We start from the raw sequence: 12502 nt of genomic DNA, 5'->3' as shown, positions 1-12502 counted from the left end.
GTGTGAAAATCCTTCGATCCGCCAAGCTGCTCTTCGACGACATCGATCGCCACCTGATTAGCAGGCTTCACAACGACTCACGCACTTCCATACGAGCCCTCGCAGCCGAAGTCGGGCTCTCGGCTCCGAGCTGCAGCGAACGCCTGAAGCGCCTGGAAGACTTCGGCGTCATCCGGCGGTTCACCATCGACTTTGAGGCCGGGCCATTGGGCTATACCATCCAGGCGATCGTGCGCGTCAAGGCCCTCCCGGGGCAGTTCACACTGGTTGAAAAGCTGATCAAGGAAATTCCCGAATGCGTGACCTGCTTCAAGGTCACTGGCGACGACGATTTTGTCTGCCATTTCTATCTACGCTCGGTTACCCATCTCGACGAGGTTCTCAAACGTCTGCATGGAAAGGCCGACACGCATACCTCCATCGTGAAGACGGCCCCCCTGGACAGACGCCTGCCTCCGCTATAGCGCACTCGTAACGGAAAAAAGCAACCGCGCCGCCTTGTGCCTGGATCCGCGTTTCAAGCACGACTTCAGTGCAGAGTCGCCCGCACGGCCCACCTCGGTCCGCATTGCTCTCGCTGACGTTGCGCCACTTCATGCCAGGAAAGTCAAAGGGCGGCCAGCGACCTTCGGTGGTTCTTGCGCTGTCGCGTTCGCTCGCACATCCATATAGAGCGCGCCAGGGAGAATGGCGCCCAAAACCGGCGGTAGCCTATCCTGCAATACCGTGTTTTCCGTGCGCTTTTTGTCGCCCCGCGTAAACGTTCTGTGCAGAGGTTTCCCTCGCGGCGTAAACGTCTGTTCAGGCCCCGAAGTATCGCGTGCGCATAGGTGTCGACCACGGCGCAAAGCGGGTGCGTAGGTCGATGCGTAGATGATTGCGCAGGTTGTGCGTAACATCGTCCTCGTCGGTCCGAAATCACGTGCGTACGACGTGCGTACCGACGTGAGTATGCCGGCACACATGACATGCGTTCAACGTGTGCGCGGCACGCACTACGCGAAGCGCACCGCACGCGTTGCCATGTTGCAGGTCATGCGCACGAACGGCGTTAATGGTGCTCAACGTGCTGCGTCGCGATGTGCGTCGACGTTTCGTTGTCGGGGCTCATATGCTGCGTACCGGCGAGCGAAGCCGGTGCGTCGCGTGAGCGTGGTCCCGTGCGTATGCGATGCGCAGTGAAGGCGAACCGTAGTGCGTCGTGGTGAAACTGTCGCGCGTGTACGACAGGCGTAAAAAAGTGCGCTGTTCCCACGACTTCCCATCGCATCCCGGGTGTTCCCATGTGCGTTTGCCGTGCAGAAAAAGGCGGTTGACGTGTGCGTATGCCGTGCGCAGGATGGTGACAAGGCCGTGCCGGATGCGGAGGTGAGCGGCAGGTGTGAAGGTGTGCGCACAGGAGGGTGACCATGCCTGTCGCGAAGATCTACACGAAGTCGCAATGGGAGGCGTTCGCGCGTGCGCTGGATGCGCTGCCGGAAAGACCCGATACCGAACGCGGGGTCACGGTGCGCGACGCGATGAAGGAGATGCGCGCGCGCGTGCGTGCGGCGCAGGCGAAGGGCTACACGCTGGAGCAGATCGCGGAGCAGGCGAAATCGCATGGCATCGAGATCACGGCGGGCGCGCTTCGCTACGGTCTGCGCGCGGCTGCGAAGGGCGGCGGCGCGAACGGCGCACGCGCATCAGCGGGCACGCGTGCAACAGGACAGACGGGCGCGTCCCCGGCGCGTGCGGCTGACGGGGCGCCGCGCACGAATCCGGTCCGCAGGGATGGGGGAAAGGCCGTAACCAGACAACCCATGCCGGTGCAGGGCACGCTCGGATTTGCGATCCGGCCCGACACCGACGACCTGTAGGGAGTCGCAATGAACGCGACAGTGGACACGACAGTCAATCCCATCTACCTCGTTGGCGGCGGCAAGGGCGGCGTCGGCAAGAGCGTGGTCGCGCTCGCGCTCGTCGACTACCTGCAGCGCCGGGGCGTGAAAACCGTGCTGGTGGAGAACGACACGTCGAACCCCGACGTGATGCGGGCCGTGCATGACGAGATCGAATGTGCGTCGTTCGATCTGGACACGGCGGGCGGCTGGATCGACGTGGTGAACTACTGCGATGCCCATCGCGATGCGGCTGTGGTGGTGAGCACGGCGGCGCGCAACCAGGACGGGGTCACGCGGTACGGCGCGACGCTCGGCAGTACGCTCGCTGAACTGGGGCGGCGGCTCGTCGTGTTCTGGGTCATCAACCGGCAGCGCGACAGTCTCGAACTGCTGCGCCAGTTCAGTGAAACGTTCCCGGATGCAATCATGCATGTCGTGCGTAACGGCCTGTTCGGTGCGCCGGAGCGCTTTGTGCTGTACCGCGATTCGAATCTGCGCAAGGCGATCGAGGCGAAGGGCCGATCGCTGGATTTTTCCGAACTCGCGGACCGGGTGGCCGATGATCTGCGCAGCCAGCGGCTGTCGGTACGCAAGGCGGTCGAAACCCTGCCTATCGGACAGCGCGCCGAACTGCTGCGCTGGCGCGCGTGTTATGACGCGATGTTCGCTCTGGTGACGGGCGATGCGTGAGCGGCAGACACGGCGAAAGCGTCCCGCCGATCCGCTCGCGCGGCTCTTTCTGGAAGTGACCGGCGCGCCGCCGGATGACGCGAGCCTGCTGCGCATGCGCCGCGTCTCGGCAGCGCTGAACGTGCGGGACAACGATGCCCTGTGGTCGGTGCTGGCGGCGCTCGAATACTACGTGCGCCTCTATGAGGCGATGCCGGAGCGCATCCGGCAGGCGGGTGAGGGTGGCGTCGATGCCGCGCGGGCCGAAGCCTACGCGGCGACGCAGGCACTGATGGTGCAGCATCGCGAGGCGCTGGAACGCTGCAAGGAAACGATCACCATCGCGGAGAAGATGACCACCGAGCACCAGGCGCGCTACCGGGCGGCGCTGGCAGGGCTGAACCGTGAGGCGCTGGGCGCGCTCACGACGTGCGCGGCGCGGCGGATCGCGCAGGCAGCGGGAAACCGGCTCGTGGGCGCTGCGGCGGTGGCTGCCCGTGAGCAGCGGCAGCGGCTCGATGCCGCGATCGCGTCATTCGAGCGCGTCGCCATGCGGCGGCTCGTGCGGGCCTGTTACGGGCTGGTGGTGGCGGGGCTGATCGTGATGGTGATCGCGGCGGGCGCAGGTGGACTGGCGGGATGGTGGGCAGGGGCGCATTGGGGACGGGCAGACGGCTTGCCGTCTGCCCGGACGGGTCATGCCTCGCTGGCGTCGTCCGCAAGAATGCCGCAGTGAATCACGAAGCCGGTCAGGCAAGGCAGGTCGTGCGGGATGCCGTGTTTACGGCTGGTTTTCCTGCCGATCCGCCAGCGCATCCATTCCTGTGTCGCGCCGGTGATGGCATCGCGCAGGGGCAGCCGGCGCGCCAGACCGTTGTGAACGGCACCGGCAAGGTGCCGACCGTGGCAACTGTCGAGGAAAGCCCGGACCGTTTCAACGTCCGTGCCCGTCGCGCCGGAGACCGCCTGGATCGCCAGGGGCCACGCTGCCCCGGCGTGCTCACCCATCGTGCCATAGAAGCCCCAGGCCGCGTTCCGGGTTGTAGGGAAGGCGTTCATGTTCTATTGCCTTTCTGGCTGGCGGCACCGGCGAGCCACGCCGCTTCGAGCGCAGCGCGGATGCACCAGACCGCCAGGTCGTGAAAGTCGAGTCGGTCGGAATGGCGGGTGTCGAGCGTCTCGATGCGGAGCAGGGTCGCGGCGATTTCGGCAAGCTGCCGGTTCGCGGCAGGGGGCAAACCGGGGGTGTTCATGGCAACCTCCTGGTTCGGTTGTGACGGCATCATTCACGCGCGGCTTCGCGCGAACATCAAGCATTTTTGTGCGGGCAGCAGCGGGGGTGGTCGGGCGTCCGGTCCAGGCAGACAGACGGTGGTCCGTCTGCCTGTGCGGATCAATCCCCCGTGGCGGCGTTGCCGCCTTCGATGAACGTGGCGGCGCGGCGCAACAGGCGGGCGGCTGCATCGTACTGATCGAAGGCCATCATTGGAGTTTCATAGCCTGCATCGCGGGCGCGCAGCAGTGCTATATCGTAATGACGGCCGTGCTCGTACTGCGTGCCGGTTGCGTCGACGGCGGTGAGAAACAGGTCGGGTGAACGTTCGGCGTTGGTCGCCAGGACGACCATGCGGACACGCGTGAACGTGACGGATTCTCCGGTTTGGGGCGGGGCACAGACGGCGGGGCGTGATGCTGCGGCCTGACGTCTGCGCTGCCTGCTGGCGGGCGGTGGTGGCCCGGTGACTGGCTCAATGCGCGGCGTCAGGCGGCGAGCGGCCCGGACTGCGCGGTGCTGCCGGTGCCTGCGCTGTCAGCGGTCGGGAATGGCCACGGCGGATGGGCGGTCGTGCTGCCCGCATCGGCCGGGGTTTCCTTGACGTGTTCCGCGCTGTCTCCGGTGTCGTCGCCGGTGTCCGGTTCGGTTTCGGCATCGTCGCTTTCCGGTGCTTTGGCGTTGCCTTCGGCATCCGTGGTATCCGCGTGGTCGATGTCTCCGCTATCGCTGTCGCCGTCCTCATCGTCGTCGTCTCGGCCACCCCACGAAGGGACGGCGGGAATTTCCCGGTCGGTGAAGACTTCCGGCACCCAGGCGACTTTCGCGAGGCGCAGTTCGGCGGCGGCTGCCGCGTCGGCCTTCTTCATCTTTTCGAGGTCCGCTGCGGCCTTCGGTGACAGGGCGGTGGCGACGACTTCGGCGATGCGCGCCTTGCTGACATGGTCGAAATACGTCGTGCGGGTCGGCGTCCAGTACCGCGTCATGTCGAGGTTCAGCCCCTCCGCGAGCGCGTTGATCGCATGGGGTCGTTCTTCGCCCGTGATCCCGTCGAGCAGGGTGCCGGTGCAGAAGGCGAGCAGATCGAGCAGGGTCGTGCCGGGGTCCTGCTGGACAAGCCAGGGCAGCAGGTGGGTGCGCTTCGCGGGCAATTCTGCGATCCATCGCGCGCGTTGCGCCTCGACGGCGCTCCACGCGGGGCTGGTTCCCAGGTCGTCTGCGGCCCGCAACAGGCTGTCCTGATTATTGGTGCCGGTGAGCGCGAGGAAGTCGGGCGCGGACATGCGCCCGAAGTGCTCGGGCAGCGCCTTCGGCACCAGGTAGTGCAGCAGGGCAGCGAGCGCGACGGTGGGCTGCGCGAGCAGTTCAGCATGGATGGCAGCAGTGCGGTGCGCGGTGAGGCGCTGGCAGAGCTTCGCGTTGTGAACGGGGCGAGCCTTCGGTGCCTTGGCCGATACCGGGTCGTGTGCCTGTGCCTCGGGCGTGCTGGTCACGTCTGCACCCGCCGCTTCGAGGACGCTGGCATCCTCGCGCCGCACGAGGCCGCGCTCGATGACCAGTTCCCCCTGCGGCCCGACGATGACGAATGCGCCCGCCCCGGCAATCTGCGTTTCGTCCCACACCAGGGCGACGCTGTCGAGCGCATTGAGTGCCGCATTGACGCCCTCAATTTCCTCATTGAGTCGGTCGGCTTCCTCGTAGGCGTCCTCGTCGTCCTCCGACAGTGCTTCGAGCTTTTCAGCAAGCTCGTCCTGCCGCGTGGTGAGCGCATCCATCTGCTGCTGCTCGTCGTCGGTGTACGGGCGCTGGACCGGACGCAGCCTGCCGTAGCGGTTCAGTTCCAGATAATCGCGCTCGACACGTGTCTCGATCCAGCCCCAGCCTTCGGCGCGTGTTTTTTCTGCGGCGGCATCGAGCTTTTGCGCGACGAGCTTCTGCAGCAGTTCGGCGTCTGCGATGTAACCGGCGTTTTCATCGTCGCTGAACAGGTTACGCCTTACGTAGCCGCCCGCTGCTTCATAGGCCGCGAGGCTCACGAAGCGCACGAGACGGCTGCGGCTCGCGTCGATTTCGGCGCGCGTGATGGCCTGCCGCAGATAGTCGGGCTGGCGCTGCCATTCGTTCGCATCGAACCAGATGTGTTCCTGCGTCTCGTGGTTGTCCGCGAGCGCGAGGGCAGCAAGCTGGTCGAGTGTGATGGCGTCCTCGCGCAGCAGGCCGAGCAGCTTTGGCGACACGTTGGCGAGTTTCATTCGCCTTTTGACCGTGAGTGGCGAGGCCGAGAAAAGGGCTGCGATGTAATCGACGCTGCGCCCTTCCTCGGCTAGCATCCGGTAGGCGCGCAGTACGTCGAACGGATCGAGTCCTTCGCGTTCGCTGTTCTCGATCAGCGAAATGGCGAGGGCTTCGCCATCGCTGACGATGCGCACCGGCACCGGGTAGTCGGCGGTGATGTGCTTCTGCGCGTAGAGGAGGTCGAGCGCGGCCTCGCGACGCTGGCCCGCACAGACACCGTATTTTCGCTGCTTGCCGCGCCCGCCCTTCATTTCGTGAACGACGAGATTCTGCAACAGGCCTTTCGCACGGATGTTCACGGCCAGACCCTCAATGCCCGAGAGCGGTCGGGTGCGGGCGTTCAGCGGCGATGGTCGCAGGCTCGCATACGGCACGGCGACAACGGGCTGTTCATCGCCGAAACTGGTTTCAAGCGGCGTGGCTGGTTCGGTGGTGTCAACGGCGGGGGTTTCAATTTGGGATTGCATGACTGACTCCAGAAAATTGGAAGGAAGATTCCGGGTCGGTATTGCGGGAGGATTCAGGACTTGATCCGGAAAGGAGTTCTGATCAATGAATGGTGGGTGGCGCGGTACGCCACCCAGTGGTCGCTACGACTTCATCTGCCGCATGGCGTCAGCGAGCATCCATAGCGCGCGGTTGAGCTTCACGTTCTGGTCGATGCCGGTGATGGGGCGGGTGGACATGGCGCGCCCGCTGCGCGAGCGTCCATGTAGTCCGCCCTTGGTGAGGTTTTCCTGTGTTCTCTGGAATACGGTCCAGAGGTCGTCGCGGCGGTCCTCGAAGCGACGCGGGGCGAGTAACTGGCTTTCGGTGACGGGCGTGGGTGCTTCGGTGTCGGACGGGGCGTAGCGCAGCGCGAGTGCGGAGCGCGCGAACGCGTACTGTTCGTCGCGGTCGAGCGTGAGGGCTTTCATGCCGTCCTTCTGTTCGCGGATCAGGTCGAAGCCGTCGAGCACGTCGAACGCGCCGTCGATGACGTTCTGCACGATGTTGCCCCTGTGCGGGACACGGACCTCTCCAATGGTTTCGCCCGCAACCATGCCGTTCTGGCAGACGAAGCGATACACGCCACCGAGTAACTGGAATCCGCTGCTTCCATCGTGCGAATTGAGGAGGATGACCTCGTTGACGTCCTCGCCGGTGATTTCGCTGGCAGGGCGCATGCGGATCAGATGCTTGGTGAACTCGCGCTTGTCCTGATCACGCACGCGCGTCTGGCACACCATGAACGGCTGGAAGCCTTCGTTACGCAGACCGCGCAGAACGTCGATGGTGGGAATGTAGGTGTAGCGTTCGGAGCGGCTTTCATGCTTGCCGTCCGCGAAAATCGAGGGAGCAACACGGCGGATCTGGTCGTCCGACAGCGGCGAGTCGGAGCGGAGCATCGGGGAACCGTAACGGAAGGAGGAAGCGAGTTGCATGACACTCTCCACAGCAAAAAGGTTGAGGGGTGTTGCGCTGACCGGGCCCCAAGATTCCGCCCGCCTTGTAGGGGTTGGGCTCGTCCCGGTGGAACCCGGGGTTTGGCAGTGGTGCCGCCAGTCCCCTGAGTTCGCGCCCGTGCGACTCAAGGAGCCGATGGCCGCCCGGCGTCAAGGAAAAAGGCGAGGGAGGGGTGCGGGCAACACGGTCCCTCGCCCCTTGACGCCGGGCGGCCATCGGCTACGGTCGTGGGTGTCGGGCGGGAACTCAGGGGGCAGGTGGCTGCGAAGCTCCGGGTTTGACCGGGATGAGCCGCCGCGCGGCGAGCGCGATCGTGGTGGCCGCCTGTGCGGCCACCACCTGATCTGGTTTTTCAGGGGCTGAGGTGTTGCGTCAGGGATTGAAGCCCGGCAGGGCCGGGACGCCGCAGGCGGCCCCGGTGCGAATGCACGAAAGCCCGGCCCGCAACGTGAGTGGAGGGAGATGTCCGGTTGGCCGTCATGTGCAACACGATAGCCCGTCAGTCGGGGCGTTGCGAGCGAAACGGTCCGCAACGCGCCTCCGGAAGCCGGTGCCGCGTATGTCTCCAGACGCAAGGCCCGAAATGCCGGGCAGGTCACATCGTTCAGGAGAACAAGTCTGGACGGCCAGCAGACCCCGTGTGCAGCACGACATCCGCACGGCTGCGATTCAGGCGCTTACTACAATGGCGACCCCGTTCAAGCAACGACATAGTCATGCCTGTGCAACCTGAGACTGAATCAACGGACGATGTCGACATGGCGGACAACCCCCGTCGCCTGACACTCGCGGGCGCGCTCGCGCAACGGGAGCGAACGAGTGCGTTCACGGGCTCATGCATCCAGGTGGAAGGCCTGGCGCTTGAGGTCGTGGAAATCGGGCCTTATACCGAAGAGGATGGCCGTATGGTGACGTTCTGCGCGCGTGCGGTTGGAAACGTCCGGCTGCTGGCGGGGGAGATCCTCACGACACCCTGGGGTGTCTGCCGGATCGTGAACTGATCTTGTACAGCGACGGGTGCCAGGCCGGTCGCTGGATTGCGGTACGGCGGTACGGCATACGGGGCGTGAAGGTCAGATGCTGGTCTTTGTGTTCGATGTCGAGAACTGCGCTTCGCCCTGGGGGCGCACAACATGTTCGCATCCCACCCCGGCATGGAAAACGCCACCGGCGTGCCGTCTGCACCCTATGCGCCTGTTCCGCCTCGCGTTGATGCATGTCGACCGTTCGGTCGAGAACGGCCAATGGCTCCTTCCCATCGTTCACGTGCCACTTATATGGATGATCAGTCCAGTGCAGACGCACGCTGATGCCCAGCATCGTTGCGACGTCAAGTGCGCCCCATGCACGGTCTGATGTGAACCCGCGGCGGCGGATGGCGGACGTTCGGTCGCGCGACCGGGCTTCACGCCCGAATCCACGACGGCCTGGATTACCTTCAAACGATCGAGTTCTCGCATGCTCAATGTCACCAGTGCGCTTCGGTGCATGGACGGCTCCATGGTCTTGCAGGAAACCGACAAGCTTACCGAGGTAGAAACGCGACATTTCTTATATGGTCGCCTCCCATTTGCAAGGTGTTTATGTGTGGCGAGGAGGGTGGTTGCGGACTTATATCCGTACATGGACTCCCGCCTATGAGCAAGATCGGTGTGCATTTTCGAAGGTCTTGACTGCGTCCGTATATTCGGCGGTGGGTTAAGACTGCGTGAAAATCAACAGCTGCCATTGTGCCCAAGTGACCGTCGCGACACGGTTCATTGCTTCTCAAGAAGCATTGCAACGCTGCAACGATACTTATGAGAAATTCCCGTACCTCACTGTATATGTTAAAGTTGTTAGGTCAACTAGAGCGAGTTGGCGGCGAGGGTTTCCCTGTTATTTGCGGGGGTTAAAGGTCAACGCCCGCTTGCGCTGGGAATACGACGATGTGTTCCTCGGTTTACCGGGGGTTGAGTTATAGAGTTGCAAGTTTGGCGATGTGTTCCCCGACTTCGCCGGGGAGTGAATGCTAGAGGAGCCGTAAGGTTTTTCAAGAAGCGCTCCCCGCGAGCGGGGATTGTAGGGCAACTTTGGGGTTGCCCTATTTGTTTGTGTGCCGCGCATGAGCGCACTGCCGCTGGTAAAGGTCCCGCCACAAGCTTGCTAGAGCGAAGGAAGTGAAGCGCAACTGCATGAGGGCGACCGAGTGTAGGGCGGAAGTGTGGAGCGTGAATCGCGAGATGTCGTAGATTGAGTCAGTCACAACTACGTGAATGAATCCGTCACTTCGCGTTGGGAGCGCCGCAGCCCAGTCGAAGGGGAGTGGGGCGGATTGCCAGAAGATCTTGCCTGCGCATCGCTTAAGTTTTCGCAAGGCGACCAAAGGTGACGTGTGACGGAACCAGCCGCCTCGAAATGGCGCCTCGATCGCACAACGGTTGACGAGGAACTGGGTTTCGCCGAGGCAATCCGGACGGTGCGTCTTGAGATCCTCGTCGTGGCACATGCGCCGACGTGGCTCGGGTCGATGATTGCGCTCGGAGCCACCGGTCAGCGGAGACGCAACGTGCGCAACAATCCCATTAACTTAGGAATACAAAAAACTCCGTTCTCCTGGCCAGCTACGCACTCCTGCCTCGGATAACGAAGTTTCGGCTAGAAAGCCAATGACCGGCTGAGTTTATTTGACGTTATGGGCCTAGTACTAAACCGCCATCTGCTGTCACCCACGGTGACGGTCGGGCAGGAAAATGCCACTAACGGTCTGCCGGATTTTCGCGTCCGACACAGCAGGGTGCACAAGGCCGGTCTTCAAGCAAAGGAGTATCTGCCGACGCGTGCGGCTGGCGCGCCGACGCCGTACTGCTCCGACGTCCTGATGCCGCGCAGCGAACTGCGCGTCAGGAGCGTCTGGCACCTCGCACACCCTGCGCCGGCTTGAGTCTCAATACTCGTTACGGACCTTGCCATCGGCGAGTGCCGCATCGAGGATGAAGCCTTCTCTGGAGGGATTGTGGACGAACGATGTCAGCCACGCAGCACTAGTGAATTCAACCATGGAATTTCAAACTATTCGCGATCCTATGTAATTGCGCAGAGAGTTTTGTCTTAGCCTCCGAATCGGTGCACGCCTCAGGTGTGAGGCCGGGTATCGAAGCCGGCATGTTTGTCGGTTAATGTCCGCTCGAAGGCCTTGTGCATCATCCCCGCGCGATGTCCTTCACCCCCAATGCCCGCGCAACGTTGCCGAGCGCTTGCTGGCGCAACGCTGGGTCGCCCGCTTCGAACAACTGTGCGAGGTAGCGCCGAATGGCCTCTTCGTCAGTCAGGGAGCGTTCTGCGTCAAACGGTTTTTGCTTTCGTCACGGCCTGAAAATGAAGAAGCCCGCGATGCCGGATGTGAACTGAACCCCGTAAGTTGGACGGTTCAAGAAGGCTAGACGGGCAAGGGCTACTGGCGGGCTTTGCACCGTTCAGATGATGTCAATGGAACTCGCTGTCATCGCTCAACAGCCACGCCGGAATATCACGCTTGCCGTTAAGCACGCGCCAGACCTCGACGTGATCCTTACGCTCAATGTAGAAGATCAGATGCGGGTAGCGATCGAGAGACCATGAGCGCAGGCCTGGTATGCCCAGTTCGTATGCGTAACGGGGAGAGCCGATGTTAGGGTGTTTGGCGAGATGTGCGTATGCCTGCTCGATCTCCGCAATGAACCCGAGTGCTGCCTGTTCCGAAGCTTCGTCCACGAGGTAGTGGGTCAGCTCGTCTTCTACGTCCTGCCTGGCCAGTCGGGTCGGGATGACGGGCTTGGCCGTCATTTGCGCGAAGTACGCACGCGGGCGCGCAGCGATTCGAAGTAGTCGGCATCGGCCGGATCCGCGAGGCCCGAAGTCGCTCCCTGCAGGAGCATTGCGCGCAGGCGTTTGCGATCCTGATCCTTACGGATAAGTTCGCGGACGTATTCGCTGCTCGTGCCGTAGCCGCACTCGCCGACCTGCTCGTCGATGTATTCCTTCAGCGAATCGGGGAGGGAAATGTTCATCGTGCTCATGGCAACCAGTCTATCAGGCTTTGGCAAAATTTGCCAAGATCATCTTTCCGGAGATGTTCTGATGTGGTCTGACCGGTTCGAATAGCCTTATCTGGCGCGGCTTTCCGGAGAATCGTGCGGTCGGCGACGGAATGTCTCGCCAGTCCACTTAATGCTTTGTTGAGTGTTAAGCGTGGGTGGTGGGGCGACCAACGGCCAAGGCGACGCACGACCGCATCGTTGCACTGCGCACTGGCGGACGTAGCATCGACGATAAGGGGCGCATGGCGAGGTGCAGCGAGAGTCAGGTCAAGCGGGTGTGGTCGCTGGTCCAGGAGGGTGCGTACCACGCATTAGAGAGCTGGAGCGGGCTACGAACTCGTGTGGACGGCTTGGAAGGTCGTTGCCAAACCGCCAGACGACGCCCGCAAGCTGCGTTCACATCAAGGCGCGCTGCGCTCGTGTATGGCAGCGTTTTGGAAAATCGGCGTGAAGGCCCGCGGCCGCGCTCACCGACTGCCGCAACTGCCTCGACGCGAAAGCGGGACATAGCCGATCGGGCTCAAGCGCGCCGTGTGGAAAACGCGTGCACTCAAAAGTTCGCTAATTTCTTATACGTCAACTTTGCATCGTAAGATACATCGCGACATCGCTCGCAACTAACTGTCTATTTGCCCGCTTTCAACAAACGTTCACTTGAACCCTCGGAGAACTGACTGGAGATCAGAACTTCCTGATACCAGTCATCGATTCATATATTATGTAGGATAGCTAATAATAAAAAGAGAACACTCTTGTGCTGTCGAGCGTCGTGCTTTCACGCTGTGCCTGTTCGCTGGCTTCGCGCAATGACTGTTAGGCCGAATGTCAATCCGCCATCGGACCTACCCCTTTGCGACAGACTGACAGATAAACGCGAC

At 62.7% G+C, this 12502-nt stretch carries 12 protein-coding genes and 2 pseudogenes; 5 read left to right on the top strand and 9 right to left on the bottom strand.

The genetic code is table 11. The features are described 5' to 3' along the window. Nucleotides 1–2: 2 nt before the first annotated feature. The 4 genes from BHE01S_RS12400 to BHE01S_RS12385 all read left to right on the top strand — a co-directional run bounded on the left by BHE01S_RS12400 (nt 3) and on the right by BHE01S_RS12385 (nt 3288). Nucleotides 3–464 carry an Lrp/AsnC family transcriptional regulator gene (locus tag BHE01S_RS12400; RefSeq protein ID WP_042264271.1) on the top strand — a complete coding sequence of 154 codons (462 nt, stop codon included), beginning with the start codon at nt 3–5 and terminating at the stop codon, nt 462–464. Between the two features lie 945 nt (nt 465–1409). After that, nucleotides 1410–1859, top strand: a complete 450-nt coding sequence (locus BHE01S_RS12395; RefSeq protein WP_042264268.1) for a hypothetical protein — start codon at nt 1410–1412, stop codon at nt 1857–1859. Between the two features lie 9 nt (nt 1860–1868). Next, on the top strand, nt 1869–2573 hold the full coding sequence (locus BHE01S_RS12390) for a nucleotide-binding protein (protein WP_174479502.1): 705 nt from the start codon (nt 1869–1871) through the stop codon (nt 2571–2573). Beyond that, on the top strand, nt 2566–3288 hold the full coding sequence (locus BHE01S_RS12385) for a hypothetical protein (protein WP_042264265.1): 723 nt from the start codon (nt 2566–2568) through the stop codon (nt 3286–3288). The genes BHE01S_RS12390 and BHE01S_RS12385 overlap by 8 nt, the downstream gene beginning before the upstream one ends. Here BHE01S_RS12385 and BHE01S_RS12380 read toward each other — a convergent pair. The 5 genes from BHE01S_RS12380 to BHE01S_RS12360 form a co-directional block, all read right to left on the bottom strand. After that, entirely contained in the window at nt 3249–3611 is a 363-nt protein-coding gene (locus BHE01S_RS12380; RefSeq protein ID WP_042264264.1) for a hypothetical protein, read from the bottom strand. The two genes, BHE01S_RS12385 and BHE01S_RS12380, sit on opposite strands and share 40 nt — an antisense overlap. Then, nucleotides 3608–3805, bottom strand: a complete 198-nt coding sequence (locus tag BHE01S_RS12375) for a DUF6900 domain-containing protein (RefSeq protein ID WP_042264556.1) — start codon at nt 3803–3805, stop codon at nt 3608–3610. The genes BHE01S_RS12380 and BHE01S_RS12375 overlap by 4 nt, the downstream gene beginning before the upstream one ends. 140 nt (nt 3806–3945) lie before the next feature. Beyond that, complete coding sequence (locus BHE01S_RS12370) at nt 3946–4179, bottom strand: hypothetical protein (protein WP_042264261.1); 234 nt, start codon at nt 4177–4179, stop codon at nt 3946–3948. A gap of 134 nt (nt 4180–4313) precedes the next feature. Then, nucleotides 4314–6587: a ParB/RepB/Spo0J family partition protein gene (locus tag BHE01S_RS12365; protein WP_042264257.1), complete on the bottom strand. Its 2274-nt coding sequence runs from the start codon at nt 6585–6587 to the stop codon at nt 4314–4316. Between the two features lie 123 nt (nt 6588–6710). After that, nucleotides 6711–7544: a DUF932 domain-containing protein gene (locus BHE01S_RS12360; protein ID WP_042264254.1), complete on the bottom strand. Its 834-nt coding sequence runs from the start codon at nt 7542–7544 to the stop codon at nt 6711–6713. A gap of 780 nt (nt 7545–8324) precedes the next feature. On the opposite strand from BHE01S_RS12360, the gene BHE01S_RS12355 reads away from it, so the two are divergent. Continuing rightward, on the top strand, nt 8325–8567 hold the full coding sequence (locus BHE01S_RS12355; RefSeq protein ID WP_245639720.1) for a hypothetical protein: 243 nt from the start codon (nt 8325–8327) through the stop codon (nt 8565–8567). Nucleotides 8568–8639: 72 nt separating this feature from the next. On the opposite strand, the pseudogene BHE01S_RS39035 reads toward BHE01S_RS12355, so the two are convergent. The 4 genes and pseudogenes from BHE01S_RS39035 to BHE01S_RS12340 all read right to left on the bottom strand — a co-directional run bounded on the left by BHE01S_RS39035 (nt 8640) and on the right by BHE01S_RS12340 (nt 11603). Continuing rightward, nucleotides 8640–8943 (bottom strand): annotated as a pseudogene (locus BHE01S_RS39035) (cupin). Between the two features lie 1805 nt (nt 8944–10748). Beyond that, nucleotides 10749–10889, bottom strand: a pseudogene (locus BHE01S_RS39820) (helix-turn-helix domain-containing transcriptional regulator); the annotation flags it as partial. A 142-nt stretch (nt 10890–11031) separates the two neighbouring features. After that, nucleotides 11032–11370, bottom strand: a complete 339-nt coding sequence (locus tag BHE01S_RS12345; RefSeq protein ID WP_042264249.1) for a type II toxin-antitoxin system RelE/ParE family toxin — start codon at nt 11368–11370, stop codon at nt 11032–11034. Beyond that, nucleotides 11367–11603 carry a type II toxin-antitoxin system ParD family antitoxin gene (locus BHE01S_RS12340; protein ID WP_042264246.1) on the bottom strand — a complete coding sequence of 79 codons (237 nt, stop codon included), beginning with the start codon at nt 11601–11603 and terminating at the stop codon, nt 11367–11369. The genes BHE01S_RS12345 and BHE01S_RS12340 overlap by 4 nt, the downstream gene beginning before the upstream one ends. Nucleotides 11604–12502: the final 899 nt, after the last annotated feature.

Origin of the sequence: Paraburkholderia heleia NBRC 101817 (assembly GCF_000739775.1) — a bacterium.
GTDB classification, from domain to species: domain Bacteria; phylum Pseudomonadota; class Gammaproteobacteria; order Burkholderiales; family Burkholderiaceae; genus Paraburkholderia; species Paraburkholderia heleia.
Note: the sequence above shows the minus strand (reverse complement) of the source record. Positions and strands in the feature narration are given on the sequence as shown.